This is a genomic window from Paenibacillus tyrphae, assembly GCF_000722545.1.
GTDB lineage: Bacteria > Bacillota > Bacilli > Paenibacillales > NBRC-103111 > Paenibacillus_G > Paenibacillus_G tyrfis.
Map to the genome: position 1 here is coordinate 46,451 of NZ_JNVM01000008.1, position 22,191 is coordinate 68,641.

Genomic DNA, 22,191 nt, shown 5'->3' on the forward strand with positions numbered 1-22,191 from the left:
TCACAAAAAATAGACCGTTTCCTTTGCCGGAACGGTCTATTTGCTTATTTTTTGAGCCCTTCCACCAATAAGGCAATGACCGTCATTGACTCCTCCAGCGCTTGCCGCTGATCCGGCATCTGTGCAATCCACAGCGCCGATTCGTTCAGTGCGCCAGACAAAAAATGCGTCATAGCTTCGATCGATGCGGGCCGGAAGCACCCCTGCCGCTTCATGATTTGAAGCTGCTCGCTTAGCAGCCGCATCGAATGCTGCTGATCCATTTTGCGCCAGACGTCCCAGCCTAACACGGCAGGGCCATCGATCAGCAGAATCCGCCGGCTTCGGGGTTCAACCGCAGCCTTAACGAAGGCGCGGCACCCGAACAGCAGCTGCTCCCACACATCGTCGCTTTGGGACGCCTCCGCTTCGACCTGCTCCGCAACTTCCTTCTGCACGGATTCCAGCACGACATGAAACAGTCCCTTTTTATTTCCAAAATGGTGATAAAGCGCCCCCCGCGTCAGCTTGGCCTCGCTTACGATCTCTTCCAAGGCCGAGTCCGCGTACCCTTTTTCCGTAAAATACCTTCTGGCAATTGCGATCAGCTTGCGAATCGTTTCATCGGTTTCTTCTTTATTTTTTTTCACAAGATAATATACTCCCTTTCTGTCCGGCTGCCCCCCGGTTCGCCAACACCCTTAATTCTCATGCTTTCCCGCCTTCTTCGCCATCCGCCCACACGTTCTCGGCATATTGCGCGCTTTCCGCTTCCGAAGGAGGGATTATTTTGATCACGTCAATTAAGACGCCGTTAGGATCGCACGTTATGAAATGCCGCTGTCCGAACTCTTCGTCCCGAAGCTCAAGCTCCAAGGGCAGCTTCTCCTCGATAATGAGCTTCCGGTATTCCGCATCGACATCGTCCACTTCAAAATTAAGAATTAAGCCCTGCACCGGTCTGCGGTAGGCTACTGGTATCGTATGATGCGAAGCGTCCAAAATCGCCAATTCGTAGGAAACGCTGCCCTGGGACATTTTCAAGCTCACGTACCAGTCGGCTTCGTATACCGCTTCAAAGCCGAAATGAGTTTTGTAAAAAGCCGCGCTCACCGCAACCTGCTCCGTCAAAATAACCGGGTAGAAGCTGTTTGTTTTCATCGTGATCGATCTCCTTTGGGATTAAGATAGTTAAGATACCCACATCTTAACATACATACTGTATGTATGTAAATAAAAAACTTCCACTTTTGCCCACTAACAACTTGAAAAACGACAGGCGTGTCGTTTATAATAGCCTTGCGGACAAAAACGACACTGATGTCTTTTTTATTATCAGGAGGAGCTGATCCTGTTGTCTCCCAAAGTAAGCGAACAATACAAGAAGGACAAAAAGCATGAGCTGCTGCAAGCGGCAAGGCGCGTGTTTATCCAGGAGGGCTATACGCAAGCAACGATGCAATCGATTATGAACGAAGCCGGAATATCCAGAGGCGCGCTGTATTCCTACTTCGACAATATCGAGCATGCGTTTATCGAAGTGCTGCAGTTTGACGATCGGCAGGATATCCTCTTCTTCGAAATGGCCGATTCCTCACCGCTCTGGCCTCAGCTAACCGACTGGGTCAACCGTCAACCGCACAGCCTGAAGACAGTCGGGCAAACGCTGCTGCTGGCCAAGGCGGAGTTTTTTCTGTCCTCCGGATACAGACGGAATAAAGAAAGCTTCCCGTACATCGCGCAGCGTTACTTGCGAATTAAGGAGGCTATCGAGTCGGTCGTCATCAAAGGGACGGAGCGGGGAGAATTCCGGCCACGACTATCTCCGGAAGCGGTCGCCTTATATTTTGTTTCGTTTATGGACGGCTTGATGCTGGATACGTTCCAACTTGGAGCGGAAACAACCCTTGTCGAGGATCAATTGACCGTCTTCCTCTTCTCGTTGAAAGAAATGCTCTGCCCGATTGACCGGATTTAGATTTTACTATCCATCCTGCCCTAAAGGAGTGCTTGCCATGTTGTTCGAATCCGACAGAATTGTCTTTAGAAAAGCTACGGCGAACGATGCGGAGCTGTATCATGCGTGGAGAAACGATCTGGAGGTTATGCGTTCCACCAGTCCTTGGCTCGATATTTACGATCTCGAAGAGACGCGGCAGTTCGTGCATCAAGTCATCTTGGGCTCCCCCTCCTCCAAAAGCTACATTCTGGTCGACAAAACTTCGGAAACACCGTTCGGGATTACATCATTAATCCAGCTCGATACCAAAAACCGGAATGCCGAATGCATCATCGATATCGGCAACAAAGCTTACTGGGGGAAAGGCTACGGAACCGAGGCCTTGAAGCTGCTGCTTGACTATGCATTCCTGGAGCTGAACCTATACCGGGTCTCGTTAAGAGTATTTTCCTTCAACGAGAGAGCGATCAAGCTTTATGAAAAACTAGGCTTCCGAAGGGAAGGAATCTCCCGGCAAAGCTTGTTCAGAGAAGGCGCATGGCACGACATTATTCATATGGGTCTGCTTCAGCATGAGTACGGCAATGGCTGCCCCGATGATTTCGAAGCAGCCGTTACAAAAGCCTGATCTGGCGGGACAATTCCCCGCATTTCATTTTAATTAATCGTCAATTCCACCTTGCGGCTGCCGTCCTTGAACACATAGAAGCCCGGATTCAGCTCCAGTTTACCGGGTTTGGACAGCAGTCCGGGGTACCGGTCCACTTTCTTGCTCGTTCCGTTACCGCCGGGGGGTGTAGGATTCATCTTAGGATAAACGATGTCTCCATCCCGCTTCACGGACGTTTGCGAAACGTCCATAAAGTCCGGATCGGTCGAATACGATTCGACGACCAGATCCTCGCCCTCCTTGTAATACGTAAACGTGACCGGAAACTGGTCCAGCTTCGTGTCGATCGTCCGCTTCGTGTCGGACGGAGTCTCCAGCGGATGCCACGCCTTAGAACGTCTCGTGATACGGGCATCGGACAGCAGCAGCTTCATCGTCGCCTGGGACCAATCCTTGGACCATTCCGGCAGCTGGAAGCGGAGATACCAGCCGCTTTTTTCCGTGGACAAGCTCCCGCCGTCAATTGTTTTACCATTTAGCACGAGCTGATTGGTATCGTAAAATACCGATTCCAGATCAGGGGATTTGGTTTTCAGCTTATCGTCGTACATCAGACGGACTTCCAACGGCGTCACGACAAGCTCCTTCAAATCCATAATCGAATCGTTAGCAACCGCCGCCGGATCAAGCGGCTTGCGGAACATCACCTGGCTCGCCTTCCTGCCATCTGCTTCAAACGACGTATCCCACGTCCCCGCGATCGTTTGTATCGTGTCCAAGTAGGTGAAATACAGTTTGGCGCTCTTCAGCTCGGAATCCGACAAACGGAAGATATCCTGCCGGAGTTGAATCCCCGATTTCTCCGTCGGCAATATAGCGGAATAACTCGAATCTACCCGTTTCTCCCCCACTTTAAGGAACAGCCTCGGATTCAGCTTTCCATCCTCCGGTCCGTTAATCGGAATTTCATAACGCAGCGTCAGTACGTCGTTTTCCTTTGCAGCCGAAACGATCTGCAGCGTTCCGAAACGGGTGCGGCTGTCCACATGCTCGCCATCCTTTAACGACATCGGACTTGCCTCAAGCTCCGTATCTTTGTATTTATAAAAAACAAGATTTTTCAGCGACAGCTTGAGCTGTTCCCGCTTATTTCCCAGTCCATTGTCCGTTTCCAGCAGCCCGATCATTCGGTTCGGCAAGGTATCCTTGCGGATCAAGGCATTCAAAGGCATAGCTTCGCCTTGGGGATTCGTTAACTTCTGGTGCTCGAACTCGACGGCGTCATAGTCCGGTAATGACGGAACGTCGAAAGTAAACATAACATCCAGCCGCTGGTCGTCCGTAACAACGCCATGGAGAGCCAAAGACGCACCTGCCGACGTTACCGTGATGTCCAGCGGATTGCCCAAGCCGGATTCCATTGCCGTCGTAAAGCCCAGCCGGTCAAACAACACGGGCCAACCCATCGATACGCCCGCAACGACCGGTGCGGCCACGATGACCGAGGATACCGCAATGGCTAACGGAATGAGACGTTTTCGGCTGCGGGCCAAGCTTCTGCTTCTCGGCGCTGCGGAAGCATTTTGCAGATTCGTATTCGTTTGAATTTTTTCCCACATCGCTTCAAAATCCGGAAGCTTGGGACGTTCCTTGCGCGCCAGCTCCAGCAATTGCTCTTCCGTCAGCTTATTCAAGACATTCCGCTCCTTTCAAATTTGGATTGCTCTTTCCCAGATCTCTTCTCATCTGCCGCAGCCCTCGGTTCAATCTAGATTTTACCGTGCCCGGCGGGATATCCAGCGTCTCTGCAATTTCCTGCAAGCTTAGCTCGTGAATATACCGCAATGTCATTACCGTCCGATTCTTAACCGGCAATGCCCGGAGCCACCGCTCCGTCTCCAGCTCGTTTTCCTTCCGTTCCAGCGCTTCGTCCGCCGCTTCCGTATCGCGTCTGCGCTCAAGCAGAAAATGCTTCAGCTCCTTCAGCACGCCCCGCTTTCTGCGGTCCAGATGGCTTTTGCACATATTCACGGCGATCCGCAGCAGCCATGGCTTGATCCGTTCGACACCTTGCCGATCCGTCTGGAACGCCTTCAGGAATACCTCCTGGCAGATGTCCTCCGCATCGGCGGCGTTGTGCAGCATATAGTGGCACAAATAGTACACGTCCCTGCGGTACGTATCGAATAATTCCCGGTCGGTCAACTCTTGCTCACCCCCTATCGCGTCGTTACCGCCAATAAGACAAATAACCGAGGATTTCGGTTCGTTTTTCCGGATGAAAAAAAGACCGATCCTCCCGAATCGGTCGTGCATGGGCAATCAGCCTATTCCCGCTGTTCCAGATCGTTCTTCCATTGCTCCAGCTGTTCCCTAAGATTAACATCAATGGACGAAAGCCGCAGCCAGCTGCAAATCAGCGCATAAGTAAAGAAGCAGTACCCTTCTTTCGGAATCCGCTCCATAAGCTGGAGAAACAGTTCGGATACCGCTTTTTCCAGCTCGGGATCGCCTTGCGCTTCATAAGCCAATACAGCCACCGCCGCATTGACCGGCCAGTCCGACTGACCGTAGCATAGAGACAGCAAGGGTTCGGAAGGCTTGGACGGACTAAGGCGTGCCATAAGGAATACCGCCGCGTATTGAATACGCTGAAGCCAGCGCCAGCTTGATACCAATTCGGGCGGCTCCGGCGGATGAGTCAGAACGGCGAATAAGTCCGGCAGGTGCGCAGGGGTGAGACTTTGCGCCATTTCGCCGGCGATACGGTACCAATCCTCAATTTGGTACGAAGTCATCGCCAATCGGCGTACGGCATCGACCGCTTGGCCCGACGGTTTGGGCATAGCCGGCTGTGCGATGGGCCCTTCATAACTCCATAGCATGGCGCCATTCTCGGCAATCGGCTGCCTTGGGTCCGGCTTCGGAACGTTGTCGATGGTCAAATTCAGCTTGGGGGGATTAGCGCTTTTGCCGAATTTGTTCAAGTAGAGCTCCATCGCACGGATCGCGCTCGGCGCCTCCAGATGGTTAATCGTCAGGCTGATCGTCCCGCCGCTTTCCAGATCCGGGTTTTGTTCCGCCACTTGACGCAGCACGTTGATGGAGGCTTCCTGCGGCTCCGGGATGTAATCGACAAAAGGAAGCTCGGAGCCCGGCAATAACGGTTTAAACAGCTCTCTCGCTCTGCCGTTCGAAGCGTTTGTTTTATAGTAAGCTTCGATTTTCCCCAAACGCTCAGGGTCTTTTTTAATCATATATTCGCAATAAAGGATGGACGGGATCGCCCATTCGTGATCGGGCCGGATATCCGCGGCCTTGTTGTAAGCTTTCAGAGCTTTTTTGTATAAGCCGTTTTCCAGATACAGATCGCCCAGATCCAGATAGCCCGCCTCTTTCCCGGGGTCGAGCCTGCCTGCTTTCTTGTAAAAGCCGGCCGCTTTGCGGATGTTGCCCTGGGCTTTGAAGCAAAGCGCCATCCCAATAGCCGTATTCCAGCATTTATTCAGCTTGTAGGCCGTTTTGGCTGCTGCAAATGCGGCCAGTACATCCTCCTGTCTCCGGTACATCGAGGACAGCAGCCAGAACAACATATAAGCTTTAGGATGCGCCTCGCACATCTTTCGGAGCACGGACACTAAAGCGGCAAGCGCCTTGTGCCGTGCGTTTCCTTCCAGCAGATCAAGAGATCTCATCACTACGCTGGCGAAACCAATGATCGTATCTGCTTCGATATGATCAACAACGGCGATTCGCGATTCCCATTCGCTTACCCACACCAGATAAGGGACCTCGGGCTTTACACTGATCACCTGCCCCAAGAGGCCGAAAGCTTCGTTAAACTTGTTCATTCTGGCGTAAATGTAAGCCCTTACCGCCATGACGGCGAAATAATTGTTTTCCTCTACCGGTACAAAAGGCAGCAGGTCCTCTCCCGCATCAATCCACTCATTAAGGGAATCGAGCCATTCGGCGTTAGCCGGATTGGTCGACAAGGCACAGGCCAGATGGTATAAAGCATGCTGGAAATCCCCGTCGCTTCGGGCCGTTTTATAAATTTCAAAATCCTGCTCAGGCGAAGGAAAACGGTGTTCTCCTTCGGTATGCGCGTGTTCCACTTCTCTCACTCCTATGTAAAATAAGGTTTCGGCAGCAGCGCTTCCAATTCTTTCAGCAGCCGTTTGCTTTCCTCCGTACGGAATTGCTTCAATGCGAAGATCGCTGCCATCCTTCCGTTATGCATCCCGTTTTTGGCAACCTCGAACAAAGAACGGGCCGCCGCCGTGTAGTTTCTTTTTCTTAGCAGGATAACGGCTTTTTCCTGGATAAACATGTCATCCGAAGTCAGATAGCGGCAAATCTGTTCCGATTCCGCATAAGGCATGATCGTCAATTTGGAAAAAATAAGCTGCTGCATGTCATCCTCGTCAAGCTCTTCTTGCAAGAGGAGTTGATCGATCTCTTGAACGACCTTTAGATCAAGCACGCTGTGCTCATGCTGCTCGTCCCGGTCGGATACGACAGGGTAATCCCGCTCAAGCCGATCCCACTCCGCTCCGGGAGTTTGCAAGCTTTTCGCGACGAACCGTTCCATATGGCGGAATCCCGGCGACAAATCGGTCTCCTCGTGATCCAAGTAGCATACTTTATCCCGCAGCGGGCCGTCGGTATACAAGCCGATGTAATTGGACTGATCGTCCGTAAGCAGCGGACAGATGCTCCGATGGCACGCCAAGTCCTGTAAAAAGTCCAGCATTTCCCGAATTTCTTCGGTAGTCAGAATACGATATACGTACTCGCCCGTATTCCAGCATTCCTGATATTGACTTAAGCATAAGAGCGTCTGGTCGTCGATATCGATGAAATACTCTTGCTTCAAAAGTCCGGGATCGAACGGCAGCCTGCTGTTGAATTTGAAGCGCTCGGAAGTTTCCATGCCCTCTCCTCCTCTATACGGCGTTATCGATAAGCTGCCCCAAAAAACGAACTCTACCTTTTATCGGCCGCTCCCCAGTAAAATGTTAGTTTTAGGAACGGAATGTAAGTTTCATCACAAAAAAACAAGCACCCGGCAGCAACTACCGCAGTGCTTGTTTCCAATGGTTATTACAGCCGTACCCGGTTCCCCGCCTGCAAAGGCTCGCCGCTTTCGACAATGATTTGATCGATTGGGAAAATGCCTTCCCGGACGGCGGTCTGGTTTGCGTTCGCATCGGCGGCCCGAATATAGCTCTTGCGCACATAAAAGCCGTTGCCTAGCGGGCCTTTTCGCTCTTCGATCACATAAACGAATTTCCCTTCTTGATCCTTGTGGACGGCCTCATTCGAAATCAAAAGCTGCTCGTCCGCCGACACCGATTTTTGCAGCCGGACGGCCGCCCGCTCCCCGCCTTTCAAGCCTTCGCCCAGAACGGTAATACGTACCGTTTTCGATACCGGAGGGGCGTCCTGCTTCTCCCCCAAGCCGCCTGCCAGTTCCATTTGTGTATCGACGATTTCGTCGATCCGGCCTTCCATCACTTGGACCGTCTGGTCTTTCACCTCCACCTCGATCTTTTCCCCGACGGACAGAAGCGATGCGAGGTCGGCCGCCACCGGCACGGACATTCCGTAACCCAGGCTCGCGTTGGACACGCGGATCACCGGCTGTCCCGGCAGGGAAGGAAGCCCTTCGGTCGCGCGGACGCTCGTAACGATTCCGTCAAACGGAGCCACAATCTGACGCTGGCCTGCCAAGTCTTCTTGCAGTGCTTGAATCTTGCGTTCGCGGACATCGATGTCGAGCTGCCTCGATTCAATATCCCGCTTGGCCTTGTTAATCGCCGTGGAATCCCCGGTCCGGTTCGCTTCGACGAAGCTCTCGAACAACCCTTCCAGCTGCAGCTTTTGCTGCTTCAAGGCGGTTTGCTCATCCGCAATTTGCCGATCCGCCGGTTTGCTGTCATACGTAATCAGCAGTTGGTCCTTGACGACGGCATCCCCCGCTTTCACATGAATGGCCTTCACCTTCCAGCCGGTCTCGTTCTTTAGTTCAACTTCCTCCACCGGCTTAAGCATACCGTTCGCTTCGATGCTATGAACCAGCTTTCCCTTAACCGGCGTTTCCGTCCGTACCTTGGGCAGCGTAATTGCCTGCAGAGTATTGCTAAATAACGTGAGTACGAGCAGCAGAGCGAAGAATGCCCCCGACACCACCACCATTTTTCGTTTTTTCCGAGCCTCCGCCAGCTCCATCCCTTGCGGCTCCACCGTATGCATCTCTCCTATCCTTTAATGCCGGACGACTGGATTCCTCTGATAAAATAAGACTCCGCATACAAAAACAGCAGAACAACCGGGCTCATGTAGAGCAAAGAAGCGGCAAAGCCTACGCCCCGCGCTCCCTCCTGAATGCTTGCCAAATAAACGGATAGCGGATGCCAGAGCGGGTCCTCCAAAAAAATAAGCGGCTGCTCGACCATATTCCAGTAATCTACGAACAGCAAGACCGTCAGCGCCGCCAATCCCGGCTTCACCAACGGCAGAACGATCGTAAGGAAAATCGTTCCGGCTCCCGCCCCGTCCAGCCGGGCCGCTTCGAGCAGCGGAGCGGGAATGTGCAGCATGAACTGCCGCAGCAGAAATACGCCGTAGGTCGCGAACACGCCCGGCAAAATAATGGCGGCGACGTTGTTCAAGATGCCGAGCTTATCGGCCATAATATAGTTAGGTACCAGCGTCACCTGAAACGGCATCAGCATCGCCATAATATAAATAAGAAACAACGAGTCCCTGCCGGGAAACCGAAGCATGGCGAAAGCATAGGCCGCCAAGGCGGCCACGGCCGTTTGTCCGAATACGATCGGCACGACCATGAGCACGGAGTTCCAGAACAGGAACAAAAACTTCGGAGACTGGATCAGCACTTTGTCAAATTGCTCTAGCGATATCCAGTCGGGGATGAGCTTTAAATTGACAAATTCGTGTTGTCTCCCAGAATCTGCGCTCAGCATCTTTCCGAGCAGATCGTAGTTTATGCCGATCTCGCGCTCCGTCATGAGCGAATTCGTAAAGGTGATCCCGATCGGGAACAGCATAACCAGAGCAAAGACGAGCAGCACGAAAGTCATCAGCCATTTTTGCAGCAACGCCGCTTTCTTCTCCCCCAACCTCATTCCATAAACCTCCGTAAACCGCGTTCCATCCTGAACAACCCAAGCGCGATGATCATAATGCAGCCGACCATGAGGCTTGCGGCGGCCGTCAGCTTCTGAATATCGAGCGAAAGAAACATATTGTTCATGTAATGCTGAAGCATATAAATACTGTCGTGCGGATAGCCTCCGGCCAACAAGTACGATTCCCTGAACACTTTGAACGAATTCATAATCGACATCAGGACGACGAAAAACATCGTCGGTATTAAATAGACAAGGGTAATCCGCAGCTTCGTGAACGGCCCCGCCCCTTCGAGACGGGCAATTTCGTAATAGCTCTCAGGAATCGCTTGAACCCCCGCCAAAAACAAAATCATGTTGTACCCGATGTTCTTCCATATATAAATCGCCGTGATGACGACGATGGCCCATTCCGATTTCATCCAGTCGATCCGCTGAATCCCGAAGCGGTGCAGCCACCCGTTGACCGCGCCGTTCCAGTCGAAACCAATTTGCCAAATCAACACAATCGAGGCGACCGGCACGACAAGCGGTAAAATATAGGCGGTTCGCAGCCATTGGCGAAAAAACACATTTTCGTTCAAAAGCAGCGCCAGCCCTAAAGAAATAGCGACCATCAACGGTACGCTGACGGATGTAAAGAGAGCGGTGTTCCACGCGGCCTTCCGAAACGAACCGCTGGCCAGCAGCTCCCGATAATTGGCGAGGCCCGCGAAATTTCCGTCCATCGTGCCGTCCATAAAGGAATAAACAAGCCCCATCGCAAACGGGATCGCATAAAAAAGCGCAAACCCGCCCACGCTCGGCGCAAGGAACAGCATAGCCAGTACCGTGTCTTTCTTGGAGAATGCGGGTAATTTCATGCTTGCCTCCATGCCAAACGCGGGAAAGCCAACGGCGCCCCCGCGTCCATGCCCTTTATTCGTTCAAGATTCCCCTGTTTACGACGACGTCGCAGGCGCGGAACCTGCCGGCAACTTATCTGTTCCGGATGGCGTCGCTTCCGCCGGAGCTTTGCTCCCCCTCACCGGCCCGGATTCGGACGATGGCTTGCGTTCCGACGCCGCGTTTCTGTCTGATGACGGCGCCGCTCCCGGAGAAACCGCAGTACCTTGTGACTCCGCTGCTCTCGGAGAAGACTTGCTGTCTGCGGAAGCCCTGCTCTCCGCCGTTCCTTTGCTTTCCGTCGGCGCTTTTGCATCCGAAGACGCTACAACCCCAGACGACGCTCCACCTCCGGGCGATGCGCCAGTAGCTGCCGTGCCTCCTGCTGGCGATTTCTCATCGTTCGTCCCTTTATCTCCGACGGCCGTTTTATCGGCGGTGGAGGTTTTATCCTCCGACAGCGTCTTGCTCTCGGTCGATGTCTTGCCCTCCGTCGATGAACCGTCCTGCTGTCCGGTCTTCGTCTGATTTGCAGAGCTGCCTCCCTTGTTACCTTGCTTAACGGCACCGCTGCTGCAAGCGGCCAACATCGCGATTAAGGTGAAGCTGAGCAGTATGACTCCTGTTTTTTTCATCTGGTCTCTCACTCCTTTGTTATTGTCCATGCCTATGCTTAGTTATAAATGGAGGATGTAACGAAAACTTCTCCGAGTTGTAAACAAAATGTAACGGAGATGGACAACTTGGTACAAAATCCAGTAATTTAGCCGGTTCTCAGGCTCTTAGAGTGAACAATGCATGAGAAGTTTGACTATAGTTTGACATCATTTTTGTGGGCAACTTGTGGAAAGCGATACTTTGGAATTAAAGTTGAAAAACGCAAAAAGTCCCTGACCAGTCTGATTACTGGCCGGGACTATTTTTGTCCTTTCTTAAATTCCAACAAATCTCCTATTCCTGCGAATTATTTGGTAAAATAAATATTAACACTTCCAGTTCCAGATATACCCGGGGATGATTCATCAAAACTTTCTCTGCTGTAGTTAGTAACTTTAATATAATATTCTGCTCCAGCCTTGGCCTTCCAGTAATCAGAAGTGCCAGAGTCCCCGGTAACGTGGAAATCATCCAACCTTGTCGTTTTTCCATCAACTACTTCATAGACTCTATAATAGAAATCAGTGAACTTTTTGCTGTATTGATCGATATCCAGGTTTATTCTGGAATAACCTCTTGGTGTACTAACAGTGGGAGACACCCACGTTTCACGGGAGTCTAAACTGTAAGAATGCCTCCCTGCGAGTTCTTGTTGAGATGTGTTCTTCACATTAGTACCTGTTGCATCCGCAGCAAATGCTGGGGTTGCTGAAACCACCATTGCCAAAACCGCAACTGCAACAACCGCTTTTTTCATACCAAACCCTCCTTGAAATAAGTTAGTTCAGAATGTCTGAACAATACCAATCATACAATATTTTCCCATTAATGTATGATCTTTGGATTATCTGGCAGAAAAGCGGCATTATCCTGTACAAAATAAGTCGACTTTCAAAAAAAAACTTGTCGGATGCATTTAATTGCTGTGATGCTGCTGCAACTCTTCTGTAATTTCTCTTATGTACCACTGTAGCTTCTCACTAATAACCGCCCTCGCTTCCTCGCAGGCCCAGTCCTACCATAAACTCGCCATACATGACTAACGTGCTAAACAACTTGGCATTCGGCAAAGCAAAATGGTTCCGGAACTCCACCTATCCCGGATAAAGCGGATGATTCGATCCTGTCTCCAATATGGGTTTGGCAACCGCTCCTTTTAAAAAGCCGCTCGCATCAAACGGATTTGCGCCTGTCAGCTTGCCCCTACCTGCGCTCAACCATTTCCAGCCGATATACAATCGAACGAGCGTCAAAGCGACGGCTGCATGATACTGAAGTCTTCAATCATATCAGCGCCCATGTTCGATACGAGAATCGATATAATTGCCTGGCTATACCAGAGCAAAATGGCGATCGCTCCCGGTTCTATACCGTAGAGCGATCGCCATTTTGTCAGATAAACAGTTCTTTTATAGCATGGACAGCACGGCTTTTGGAACTTTACAAACGACGCTGTAGGCGGGGTTGAACACATTGGCCACCTCGTATTCCACAGCCTGGCCCAGGAGCAGGCTTGCTTCCGAGGCAGTCAGGCCGTAGTCTTTCGTCAGCATAGCCAGCATTTCCGTCGTTGCATGCTGCAGCGCTTGATCAAGCGGCCTGGCGTTGCCGATGCAAAACCAGTGCGTGTCCGATTCGCCTCGCGGCCAACCGATCGTTTTCCCCTTCAATACCTGAACAGTGAAACGGACGTCGAGCGATATTTCCACACCGGTGCCTACAATTTCCCCGCAGCCTTGAACGGCATGCCCGTCCCCAAGATGGAAGAGCGCCCCCTCCGCAAAAACCGGAAAATAGACGGTAACACCGGCTACAAGGCCTTTATAATCCATATTCCCGCCGTATTCCCCGCTCGTTGCCGTTGAAATCGCCTGATCTTTTGGAGGAGCAACGCCAAAGCAGCCCAGAAACGGACGCGCTTCCAGCTTCAATCCGGCCAAACCGGACGTCGGCTTTTCCAAAACAACCAAAGCTTGCTCAGCGTCCACAGACCAACGCACAATGTCGAGTGGCGGCAAAGCTGCGACAGCTAATGGATCGACAACGTTCGGCGCCAGCACGTTGAACGTCCAGCCCCAATCCCGGCTCGGCACCATCGACTCAAGCCGTACGGCAAGCGTATCGCCGGGCTGCGCCCCTTCCACATAGAATGGTCCCGTCATCGGATTGCCGCGCCCGGCCACGCTTTCCCCTCGGTAGTCCCAGCCTCTGGCGTCTACTGTGGAGGTCACGACGGAATCGCCGTCGGCAATTTTGAGTACGGGCTCGTGCGCCCCTATGGTGTTATGGTAATGTTTGGGTTGAAAGTGGTGTACAGCCATCGTTTCGCCTCCTTTAGATCGAGGAATTTCCCTTGACTATTACATTGCTTGAGAGCATCGACAATTTTGGTATTTTCAGTATAAGGGTAACCGCTAACAGCATGCAACCGTTAATGGCGAACACAATCGTGATGGACATTTGCGAAGATCGACTTTGCATCAGACTTGTGAAAAAACATTAGTTCAACTTATATAGAACCATACGCCTGCCATCCGCTTCCCCTGTCCTCTCGTTCCCACGCCTGGTTTTCTGAAATGGTTTCTTTAAATATTTTTTTAAAAGAAGGTTTCCATTCTGACAAATCCTGATAAACAAACGTTATATTGTCACATATTTTATCTGCAACTTCGTACATATCTTTTATATCATTAGCCGTAAATAATATATATCCTTTGCGTTGAGTACTCTCTACAATAGTTGGTATGGTGTCGCCCTCTTTTACTAATAGATCAATTAATACGACCTCGGATATGTTAGCTAACCCTTTATACTTGATTTCTTTTAAGCAACCTGGTTTTGGAATCAAGCTTAAAGACATAGCTTAATACTATCTTTTTTGTTCAAAAATTCATCAATGTCTTTTATGTTGTTGCAAACTATCGAATCTATCGAAAAGTCTTTGCCTGCTAGAATTTCACGCATCATGTCTTTATTGCGGGTTATCATATTAGCGTTGAAAGAAAATCCTTTAACATTAAAAATCTTTGCAATTATGGAAGCCGTATCTAAGGCTACTTCGTTGAAAGATACAACCACATCAAACGGTTTCTCTTTGTACAATTTTTCAGCATAGTACACACACACGGGTATGTTTGTTGTGTCTATTTTCTTTGTTATAGAAACACTTTTCTAAGATCGTTCCATCGAAATATATGTGTTTAGTGTAAGACCCTATATACGAAACAGTATACCCCCTGTCTAAAGCATCTTGTATAGGCTTTGTCCATCCCCCTATAAATAAAACGTGTGGTGTATTTTCTATGTCAGTTCCTTTTAATACCTTATACATCATAATCATCTCCTTTAAATTGAACTCGTATATTCAATGTTGGTTCCTTTTAATACGCCTCGCCTTAACAACATTATTAAACACAATGTTGTTCCGAAGCCCCCTATAAATAACGTAGTTTGAAGCCCAAATATAGAAACTAAAAATGCACTAGCAAAACTTCCTAATGCCCAAGCTCCCCAATTAAGCGTACGCTGTACAGCGTTTACTCTGCCTAGCATGTGACTTGGTGAGGCAAGTTGTCGTATGGTTGCAGCGTAAGGGGCAAATACACCTTCTCCCATACCATGTATGATACTTACAGCCACTATACCGTAAACGGTTCCCAAATATCCCATTATGGGTATAAAGGACAGACCTATAACTGATACAGTAGCGCTATAAATAAGCATTTTTGTATTATTAATTTGTTGACTTTTTTTTATGAGTATCGTATTGCCTATTAAAAATCCCACCGCTGCCGAACCTACAACAAAGCCTATTTCAAGTTCAGATAGACCCATTACCTTATAAAGGAATATTACTAAAATGCTATTTAGAATGTATTTAAAAAAACCGTAAACAGCGCCACAGCTTACAATTGGTTCCAATACAGGGTGGTTTTTAAAATATATCAAACCTTCATATATGTTTTTATATATGGATTTTATATTTACGTTTTTTAAAGAGCCCTCTGTATGCGGTGTAAACCTTGAAATAAATAATACACACGCAAAACAAACAAAATACGTTACTGCGTCAACAGTGAATGAGCCTGTTAATCCAACTAGAGTAATAACGATTCCTGCTAGCATAGGACCAGTTACTATAGCAAGAGACTCCGAAAGGGCTAGTTGAGCATTTCCTTTTTTTAAGTTGTCTTTATCTGTTAATATTTCCGGTAAGAAAGAAGGAATTGCAATGTTGTAAAACGTGGTAAATATTCCATTTAAAAACATGAGAAACACCAATAAAGGGAACGTTATTTCATTTGTTACAGCCAGTATGAATACTGATAAAAATAAAACGCCTTGACATATACCACAAATTAGCAAAACCTTTTTTCTATGAAGGATGTCTATCAAAGCACCGGCTACTAATCCGAAAATTAGGTAGGGTATGAATATAACCCCACGAAGCAAGGCAGCATTCGCCTCACTTGTTTTTAGCACCTCTAATGCAAAAAGAGGCAAAGCTACTACTGTAAGCTGGGTACCTAACAAACTTATAGACTGTCCTAGCCAAAGCTTGTAAAAATTAAAATATTTTTTATTTTTCATAATACACCTCTGATTTTAGTTCACCCTTCTGGCTAATGAAAAGTTCATCTTCCGAAAAATACTGCCGCATTCGTTTATAAACCATTTGATAGACGGATGGATGATACCATTCCTCCATTTCCAGATTTCTATATAACGCTTGTAAGCCCATCTTGTGTGTTCGTTTACCACCGCTGCCGTCCCCCATAAAATAATCGTCAATACATACTCGGTTAACCAAGGGACGCAATATTTCTGCAAATCGCTCGCTACTTGGTAATACGGGTGCGATGGCAACCTGTGCAGGAATACCAAATTCAGCAAGCAGTTGGAGTGTTTTAAGTCTTGCTGGAATAGGGGGAGCATAGGGCGCAAAATGCTTGCGAATATCTTCCCTATCGGTCTCTACTGTCATACTTACCCGAACTTTGGTTCCCAACTGTTGCAGCATCTTCATGTCCCTGCGGACAAGCGGGCTTCGTGTTTGAACAAGCAAGAAGTCCGGGGGATTGTCCACCATAATTTCCAGTAAAGACTGCGTAATTTTCTCCTTGTGTTCGATTGGTTGATAAGGGTCCGTACTGGATGACATGAAGATGGTGACCGGACCTTTGGCCTTAGCTTTGAGCAATTCTTTTTGGAATGTGGGTGCAGCCTCTTTTTTAATATCTATCCAAGTCCCCCATTCCTGTTTGCGAAACGTTGAAACAGGCATTTGACGTACATAACAATATGAACATGAAAATGCACAGCCAGTATAAGGATTTAATGTATGACTATATCCAGAAAGAAAACCACTACCTTTATTCATAAGCGTTTTAGGATATTTATATAACAACTCTGTATTCACGTTGTCCCTCCTTTTATATGATTTAAATAATTGGTAGTTCTTCATGGTTTATTTTGAATAGGCTTGCACCTTTTACATGGATGGAAGTTCTCCTATAGAATTTGTCATTGTATGATGCATCATTTTGTACGATAGCCCGCCATCTCTCATCAGTAAAATTGACTTTGTCTGTTGCTGTTGGCTTATTTTGTTTTTCATGTAATCACCTCCGCGGAAAACTAGTATAAACCAAAATTCATCATTTGTACGGATTTGGGAACATAAGAGCAAGATTACAAAATCAAATAAAAGCAATGTATGATAAAAATATATTAGAGTTATGTATGGCAAAACAGGAGGAATTTCATGTTTGCGATTTCCTACCGCTTTTCCAATCGATGATAGTTAAATACCAGGAGGATACGGATGAAAAATACAATTAGAACACAAATATCTGAACTTATTGATCCAGAATATCAAAAATTTTCAGCAGCACTCATACCTAATATTGATAATGTTTTGGGTATTCGACTACCTGAACTACGCAAAATAGCAAAGAAGATTGCAAAGGATGATTGGCGTACTTATCTAAAAACAGCCGAAGATGAATATTTTGAGGAAATTATGTTACAAGGTATGGTTATTGGCTATGTTAAAACGGATATTAATGACCAATTATCTTATGTAGCTTCTTTCGTACCCAACATAGATAATTGGTCAGTTTGCGATAGTTTCTGCATAGGACTTAAATTTACCAAAGAACATAGAGAGCATGTATGGGAATTCTTACAACCTTATCTTTCATCAAAAAATGAATATGAAGTTCGCTTTGGCGTAGTCATGCTTTTAGACTTTTATATTGAATATGAGTACATTAGTAAAGTTCTAAATCTACTCGATAACACAAAACATAATGGTTTTTACGCAAAAATGGCTGTTGCTTGGGCGGTATCTATCTGCTATATAAAATTCCCTGATTTAACATTGGACTATTTAAAACATAATACTCTCGATGATTTTACTTATAATAAAGCTTTACAAAAAATTACAGAATCTTATCGTGTAGATAAAGAAACGAAAGCTCTCATTCGTAGTATGAAACGGAAATAAATTAGCACGTGTATTTTTCCTGCTTTTATTTATTATTCAGATGCACCTCGGTCCTCCCGATGTCCAGAATCCTACCTAGATTAGGCTAATGTCATTAGTACATTTTCGGGCTATTGTCATATATTATTATTGCCTAGAAAGGATACCAAATCTTAAAAAGGAGTGTGTTATTTTGTCCGGAACGGATAATTTACAAAATAGGTCTTACGATCCTGAGCAAATGGCTGGTTATCATTTTGTGAAAGCCGAACATTTTGAGCGAATGAAGATGGCTTGTGCGGGCAATCCTCCGTTGTTTTACCAATATGCCGAGCAGGAATATTTCCACAAAGCTCTTGCACACCGTTATAAAGGTATGGTTGGCTGGATGCAATAGTGACGAGACACCACTGAATGGCACCCATACCTATACTCTACAAGCCACAGGGAATGGTTTATCGGGTAACCAAACAATTACTAACTTTGCTGGACTTACAGCCGGTGTTCTAAGCACTTAGTTATATGAATAACGTTAAAAAGAGTCCTTGACCACTGGCCGGGACTCCTTTTTTTCTGTGTTTAGCCCCCGACTCCATGATCGTCAAGGACGTAAATATAATTAAAAAAAGTCGTGACATCAGGCATTTGCAAAAATTTATGTAAAAGATATGACATGTTCAATCCTCTCTTCCAGCGCTTTGTTAATCTATAGGTCTCTAATTAATTTACTGACCCATGCTGGAGAACATCCCAAGATTTTGGCTAACTCTTTTTGTGAGGCTCTAGGGTTTTCCTTCATCGCTTGATGTAGCCGATCCAATGCTTTTTTTCTTCTTGAAGTATATTCTTTCTTGTTTCTCTCACTTGCTCGTTCACGTTCTACCCGCGCCAAGAAAACCTGAAGCTCCGGAAGGCTTTGAATACAGGACATACAAATATAAAATTTTTTGAAGTAAATGGCTTGTTTCTCACTCAAACAAAACAAACATTCTTTGCTATGATATCTATAAACCATAATCGCCTTTCTCTCGTCATCGCAAAAATACTCCGTCTGAACATTGGGATTAAGATTCAACATACGCCTAAGCTCCGTAGGAATTACGATTCTACCTACATTGTCAACCACTCTAACAATTCCAGTTCTTCTATCCTCTTGCATAAGCACACCTCAAACAAAAACGATTTCTAGCTCACACATCGCATTTTTCGAATTTGAGCAACTAAAACGTATGTATCTAATTGTTGACTCAACTGGACCACATATTCACTCGTTAAGCCTTCGCCTTGCTGTACCGCCTCTTTCATTTGGTTCCGAATGTTTTTCATGGCATTGAGTAACGCACCATCGTCTAAATTGTTTAGTCCAAGGGTTACACAAGCCTCCTTTCCATTCGCTAACATGGTCATATGGCAGTCCCCTTTTTTAAACTATTGCAATTTTATTTTTTCACAAAATTAACTGTACCATACATCTCATAAAAAACTTGTAATTCCATTTTGTGCAACTTCAAAAAATAAAAAAACAGGTTTATAATCACCTGTTTTGACCGAAAAACATTTATTTATAATGACTTATATTCATTCATTCCGGCCGTTACATCTACTTTAACCTCTTCCAATAACGTCTTCACCGACAAGTTGATCACTCTGATGATTCAAACGAGATGCAATAAGACCGACTTCGTGGAACATTTCCGCCAAGTTATCAGCCGTGATCTTTTTGCTCTTTACCTGTTGACCAAGCAAGCCGATACTAAGTTGGTAATATCCTTTATATCTTTGCAATTTTCCAATAGACGCCAACTTCTGTGGCGTTAGTGGCTGTTTAGGTAAAAACTCTTTTTCCCTTTCCAATATTTCTTCAATAGATTTAAAATCCCCCAATTGAAAATAAATTTCAAGTAGTTCATCTGCAATGTGTATCTTATTATCCAAGCTGACCTCGTCCATATATTTTTTAAGCAACGGTATAGCAATATCAAACTCTTTCTTTCGTGCTTTTGTTAAGGCCCGAGTAATCTTGGCGGATTCGATAACAAAATCATTCTTCATGTTTTCAAAAGTATCCAGGTGCTTCTCAACCGCATCGTAATCTTTTAATTGCGAATATGAATTAATCATCGTCAAATAGGCCCTCGCTTTAAGTTCAGTATCTTCTTTTTCTAGCGGAAGACCTTCCTCACAGAGTTGTATGCTTTCTTTAAACCTTTTGATGTTATATGCATGTAAAACCATTCTAAAATAATAAGTAGTTTTCTCCTCACGTGATAAAAAATTAGTGTAGTGTAAAATTTCTTGGCCTGATTGAAAGGATTCTTCCAATTTTTCGAAATCGTTCCTCTCAATCAAATACTTTTGAAGCAGCCCTTTGGCTACGTAATACGGCACTCCGCGTTCTCTGGAATACTTTATGATTATTGCATAAAGCGATATTTTCAGTGAATCATGGTTTACTGTTCTGGTAAAGTCAAACAATCGCTGAAGCGATTCTTCCGTCTTTACCGTATGCAACTCCAATATCCGCGCCCCCACTTTCGGAACTAGCAAAAAGCTCTCTTCGCAGGTAGTCACCTCTTCGAGTACTTCAAACAAAGTGTTAATCCGGTTTTCTTCTTCAAGGTAACACTCCATAATCTCGGAATACTGTGCAGGAAAAGCTGTAGCTATAGCCTTCAAATTTTTAAATTCTAGCCGCTTTGTTTCCCCGCGTTCTATTCGATTTAGCACACTTTTACTTACCCCTGTCAGCTCCTCGAGTTCTGCGTATGTCAAATTTTTCTCTTTTCTAAGTTGGAAGATAATATCTGAGATGGTTTTTAATTTAACGCCCACCATAGCACATAACCTTCCTTTTAAATGTATAATTTTACAATTTTCAATTATAGCAAAGTAAGTTTCGTCTTACAATTAATTGATTTCCTCGGCCTAAATTCTTACATGAAATACAACGATTCGATAAACTTCTACAAAGCTTAACTGTTATTTGGTAATCACTGTAATCACTTGTACATTTTGAGGAAATTACAGAAACAAAAATAGACGTTCATTCCTATCCCATATTTTGTGTCATTGTGTTAAATTATGTTCGAACAAGCCAATCGGCCGACCATTGTTCAAAATATTTTTTGAAGGAGCGGTTTGAATGACTTTATCAATGACGAATGGTTTCAAAAAAGTAACGCTTTGGCCGCTCGTTGTATGCATTATTTTGGCGATGTTTTCCACCGTTGCATCTGCTGCCCCTAGTCAAAGCAACTCCTTAACGGTTTCCGGGCATGTGGAATATTTGACGGAGAAACAAAAGACTGATCCCGGCGCAACTGAGGTATTGAAAAAATTCAAAGCTCTTTCTTCCTACGATCAAGAAAAATTTTTGAAAGTTCTTCTTCAATCCTCTGAAATTGGGAAAGCGTTAGAACTCAAAAATCAGACTGTGATGATTGAGGGGGTACCAGTAGAAACAAAAGCTACTTTTGTTTCTGACCTACCTAATACGTTGAATGCTCAATGGGAGTCAACTATATTAGGTGTTAGCATTACAACTTTTTACCTGACACTTACGTACAGGTTCGATCTCGCTAATGGTGGGCGTGTCACAAAAGTTGTCGATGCCAATGGAGCACACCGAAATTATAACCCCGGGGTTATTATCAGCGAGTCTGGGTCCGCATCAAAGGAGACTTCCGGCAGCGAAGCATATGCAAGGCAGAATTGGACGGCAAAAATGGTTCCCGCTGGAGGCTTCGTTGAATATGCTCTTATCGGCTATTTAAAAGGGGATGGGAATGCAGGATATGCCAAATTTGAAGGGATTACTCCAGCTCTCAACAACATCAATAAAGGCATTTGGCAGCAAATTTGGTATAATGATAGCACCCATACCTTGAAATAATTGGGAGGTTCTTTAGATAGAATACCATCTTATATATTGGCTTTCGCTTGCGCTTGTAAACACAGGGCTTGCTCAAAGTAAGAATCTGAATGGATTATTCTGGTTTTTCATTTCTCTTATTATCGGTCCGCTTGCTACCTTGGCATTGGTAATTAATTTTAAGAGAAAACGCTAGAAACAAGGGTCACTATTGCTTATATTGCGGTGTGACCCTTGTTCTTTAAATTCTATGTTGTTGGTTGCCCGGACGCCTTCCGCAGCTCATAAGAGATTCGCGCCCCCCGTATTTAACATAGGCTTCTCCCCCCTTCGTACATTTGGTGGTCGGCTTCGAAGGATGCAAAATATTATTACCACAGGGTTAGCTGACATACGGAAAGGAATGATCTAAATTTTTGCGACTATAATGCTTATCTTCTTTTTAGTCAGCATGTTGTCGTTGGGAATAGCATACTATAAGATCCGCAACACTCCGTATGCGAAGTTAATTTTACTGAGTATTATACTGACCTTTATTGGATATTGTGTTACTTTCTATTTTATTTTCTTCAACGAATGAGCGTA

Annotated in this window: 22 protein-coding genes and 1 pseudogene; 5 read left to right on the forward strand and 18 right to left on the reverse strand. The window is 46.3% G+C overall.

Annotated elements, in window-relative coordinates:
• Window positions 1-44: 44 nt before the first annotated feature.
• Both ET33_RS10265 and ET33_RS10270 read right to left on the reverse strand, forming a co-directional pair.
• Window positions 45-629 (reverse strand): TetR/AcrR family transcriptional regulator, encoded by a 585-nt coding sequence (locus ET33_RS10265; protein WP_036680307.1) that lies wholly within the window; start codon window positions 627-629, stop codon window positions 45-47.
• Window positions 630-687: 58 nt separating this feature from the next.
• A complete protein-coding gene (locus ET33_RS10270) occupies window positions 688-1,140 on the reverse strand; it encodes a VOC family protein (protein ID WP_036680309.1) in 453 nt (150 codons plus the stop codon).
• A 193-nt stretch (window positions 1,141-1,333) separates the two neighbouring features.
• On the opposite strand from ET33_RS10270, the gene ET33_RS10275 reads away from it, so the two are divergent.
• A complete protein-coding gene (locus ET33_RS10275; protein WP_036680312.1) occupies window positions 1,334-1,957 on the forward strand; it encodes a TetR family transcriptional regulator in 624 nt (207 codons plus the stop codon).
• A 37-nt stretch (window positions 1,958-1,994) separates the two neighbouring features.
• Window positions 1,995-2,567: a GNAT family N-acetyltransferase gene (locus ET33_RS10280; protein ID WP_036680315.1), complete on the forward strand. Its 573-nt coding sequence runs from the start codon at window positions 1,995-1,997 to the stop codon at window positions 2,565-2,567.
• 29 nt (window positions 2,568-2,596) lie between these two features.
• Here the strand turns inward: ET33_RS10280 and ET33_RS10285 are convergent, their stop codons facing one another.
• From ET33_RS10285 to ET33_RS10345, 13 genes and pseudogenes are all read right to left on the reverse strand, one after another.
• On the reverse strand, window positions 2,597-4,243 hold the full coding sequence (locus ET33_RS10285) for a DUF4179 domain-containing protein (protein ID WP_036680318.1): 1,647 nt from the start codon (window positions 4,241-4,243) through the stop codon (window positions 2,597-2,599).
• Complete coding sequence (locus ET33_RS10290) at window positions 4,236-4,754, reverse strand: RNA polymerase sigma factor (protein ID WP_036680908.1); 519 nt, start codon at window positions 4,752-4,754, stop codon at window positions 4,236-4,238. Before ET33_RS10290 ends, ET33_RS10285 begins: the two co-directional genes overlap by 8 nt.
• 122 nt (window positions 4,755-4,876) lie before the next feature.
• On the reverse strand, window positions 4,877-6,667 hold the full coding sequence (locus ET33_RS10295; protein WP_036680321.1) for a tetratricopeptide repeat protein: 1,791 nt from the start codon (window positions 6,665-6,667) through the stop codon (window positions 4,877-4,879).
• Between the two features lie 11 nt (window positions 6,668-6,678).
• Window positions 6,679-7,485: a hypothetical protein gene (locus ET33_RS10300; RefSeq protein ID WP_036680323.1), complete on the reverse strand. Its 807-nt coding sequence runs from the start codon at window positions 7,483-7,485 to the stop codon at window positions 6,679-6,681.
• Window positions 7,486-7,655: 170 nt separating this feature from the next.
• A complete protein-coding gene (locus ET33_RS10305; protein WP_161783536.1) occupies window positions 7,656-8,798 on the reverse strand; it encodes an efflux RND transporter periplasmic adaptor subunit in 1,143 nt (380 codons plus the stop codon).
• A gap of 14 nt (window positions 8,799-8,812) precedes the next feature.
• Entirely contained in the window at window positions 8,813-9,703 is an 891-nt protein-coding gene (locus ET33_RS10310) for a carbohydrate ABC transporter permease (RefSeq protein WP_036680326.1), read from the reverse strand.
• Window positions 9,700-10,569, reverse strand: coding sequence for a carbohydrate ABC transporter permease (locus ET33_RS10315; protein WP_036680328.1), 870 nt, complete (start codon window positions 10,567-10,569; stop codon window positions 9,700-9,702). The genes ET33_RS10310 and ET33_RS10315 overlap by 4 nt, the downstream gene beginning before the upstream one ends.
• A gap of 78 nt (window positions 10,570-10,647) precedes the next feature.
• A complete protein-coding gene (locus ET33_RS10320; protein ID WP_036680330.1) occupies window positions 10,648-11,226 on the reverse strand; it encodes a hypothetical protein in 579 nt (192 codons plus the stop codon).
• A 329-nt stretch (window positions 11,227-11,555) separates the two neighbouring features.
• Entirely contained in the window at window positions 11,556-12,005 is a 450-nt protein-coding gene (locus ET33_RS10325) for a hypothetical protein (RefSeq protein WP_036680332.1), read from the reverse strand.
• Window positions 12,006-12,657: 652 nt separating this feature from the next.
• Entirely contained in the window at window positions 12,658-13,569 is a 912-nt protein-coding gene (locus tag ET33_RS10330) for an acetamidase/formamidase family protein (RefSeq protein ID WP_036680335.1), read from the reverse strand.
• 188 nt (window positions 13,570-13,757) lie between these two features.
• Window positions 13,758-14,579 (reverse strand): annotated as a pseudogene (locus ET33_RS37370) (hypothetical protein).
• Between the two features lie 14 nt (window positions 14,580-14,593).
• Complete coding sequence (locus tag ET33_RS10340; RefSeq protein WP_036680339.1) at window positions 14,594-15,838, reverse strand: MFS transporter; 1,245 nt, start codon at window positions 15,836-15,838, stop codon at window positions 14,594-14,596.
• Window positions 15,828-16,667: an SPL family radical SAM protein gene (locus ET33_RS10345; RefSeq protein ID WP_036680343.1), complete on the reverse strand. Its 840-nt coding sequence runs from the start codon at window positions 16,665-16,667 to the stop codon at window positions 15,828-15,830. Before ET33_RS10345 ends, ET33_RS10340 begins: the two co-directional genes overlap by 11 nt.
• Window positions 16,668-17,072: 405 nt before the next feature.
• Between ET33_RS10345 and ET33_RS10350 the strand changes: the two genes are divergently transcribed.
• Together ET33_RS10350 and ET33_RS39195 are read left to right on the forward strand one after the other, a co-directional pair.
• Window positions 17,073-17,756 (forward strand): DNA alkylation repair protein, encoded by a 684-nt coding sequence (locus tag ET33_RS10350; RefSeq protein WP_036680345.1) that lies wholly within the window; start codon window positions 17,073-17,075, stop codon window positions 17,754-17,756.
• A gap of 172 nt (window positions 17,757-17,928) precedes the next feature.
• Window positions 17,929-18,132 carry a hypothetical protein gene (locus ET33_RS39195; RefSeq protein WP_051775238.1) on the forward strand — a complete coding sequence of 68 codons (204 nt, stop codon included), beginning with the start codon at window positions 17,929-17,931 and terminating at the stop codon, window positions 18,130-18,132.
• Between the two features lie 309 nt (window positions 18,133-18,441).
• On the opposite strand, the gene ET33_RS10360 is transcribed toward ET33_RS39195, so the two are convergent.
• The 3 genes from ET33_RS10360 to ET33_RS10370 all read right to left on the reverse strand — a co-directional run bounded on the left by ET33_RS10360 (window position 18,442) and on the right by ET33_RS10370 (window position 20,570).
• The gene (locus ET33_RS10360; RefSeq protein WP_036680348.1) at window positions 18,442-18,894 is read right to left on the reverse strand and encodes an AbrB/MazE/SpoVT family DNA-binding domain-containing protein; all 453 of its coding nucleotides are present in this window, start codon (window positions 18,892-18,894) and stop codon (window positions 18,442-18,444) included.
• A gap of 26 nt (window positions 18,895-18,920) precedes the next feature.
• Entirely contained in the window at window positions 18,921-19,136 is a 216-nt protein-coding gene (locus ET33_RS10365; protein ID WP_407668092.1) for an aspartyl-phosphate phosphatase Spo0E family protein, read from the reverse strand.
• Window positions 19,137-19,340: 204 nt separating this feature from the next.
• Window positions 19,341-20,570: a helix-turn-helix domain-containing protein gene (locus tag ET33_RS10370; RefSeq protein ID WP_081890279.1), complete on the reverse strand. Its 1,230-nt coding sequence runs from the start codon at window positions 20,568-20,570 to the stop codon at window positions 19,341-19,343.
• A gap of 307 nt (window positions 20,571-20,877) precedes the next feature.
• Here ET33_RS10370 and ET33_RS10375 point away from each other — a divergent pair, with 307 nt between their 5' ends.
• On the forward strand, window positions 20,878-21,627 hold the full coding sequence (locus ET33_RS10375; RefSeq protein ID WP_036680355.1) for a hypothetical protein: 750 nt from the start codon (window positions 20,878-20,880) through the stop codon (window positions 21,625-21,627).
• Window positions 21,628-22,191 lie beyond the last annotated feature (564 nt).

Excerpts from the sequence above, each read along its gene's own strand:
- ET33_RS10315 (WP_036680328.1), bottom strand. The coding sequence starts at position 10,569 with ATGAAATTACCCGCATTCTCCAAGAAAGACACGGTACTGGCTATGCTG.
- ET33_RS10370 (WP_081890279.1), bottom strand. The coding sequence starts at position 20,570 with ATGGTGGGCGTTAAATTAAAAACCATCTCAGATATTATCTTCCAACTT.
- ET33_RS10360 (WP_036680348.1), bottom strand. The coding sequence starts at position 18,894 with ATGCAAGAGGATAGAAGAACTGGAATTGTTAGAGTGGTTGACAATGTA.
- ET33_RS10300 (WP_036680323.1), bottom strand. The coding sequence starts at position 7,485 with ATGGAAACTTCCGAGCGCTTCAAATTCAACAGCAGGCTGCCGTTCGAT.
- ET33_RS10310 (WP_036680326.1), bottom strand. The coding sequence starts at position 9,703 with ATGAGGTTGGGGGAGAAGAAAGCGGCGTTGCTGCAAAAATGGCTGATG.
- ET33_RS10340 (WP_036680339.1), bottom strand. The coding sequence starts at position 15,838 with ATGAAAAATAAAAAATATTTTAATTTTTACAAGCTTTGGCTAGGACAG.
- ET33_RS10330 (WP_036680335.1), bottom strand. The coding sequence starts at position 13,569 with ATGGCTGTACACCACTTTCAACCCAAACATTACCATAACACCATAGGG.
- ET33_RS10325 (WP_036680332.1), bottom strand. The coding sequence starts at position 12,005 with ATGAAAAAAGCGGTTGTTGCAGTTGCGGTTTTGGCAATGGTGGTTTCA.
- ET33_RS10270 (WP_036680309.1), bottom strand. The coding sequence starts at position 1,140 with ATGAAAACAAACAGCTTCTACCCGGTTATTTTGACGGAGCAGGTTGCG.
- ET33_RS10365 (WP_407668092.1), bottom strand. The coding sequence starts at position 19,136 with ATGTTAGCGAATGGAAAGGAGGCTTGTGTAACCCTTGGACTAAACAAT.
- ET33_RS10375 (WP_036680355.1), top strand. The coding sequence starts at position 20,878 with ATGACTTTATCAATGACGAATGGTTTCAAAAAAGTAACGCTTTGGCCG.
- ET33_RS10320 (WP_036680330.1), bottom strand. The coding sequence starts at position 11,226 with ATGAAAAAAACAGGAGTCATACTGCTCAGCTTCACCTTAATCGCGATG.
- ET33_RS10280 (WP_036680315.1), top strand. The coding sequence starts at position 1,995 with ATGTTGTTCGAATCCGACAGAATTGTCTTTAGAAAAGCTACGGCGAAC.
- ET33_RS10350 (WP_036680345.1), top strand. The coding sequence starts at position 17,073 with ATGAAAAATACAATTAGAACACAAATATCTGAACTTATTGATCCAGAA.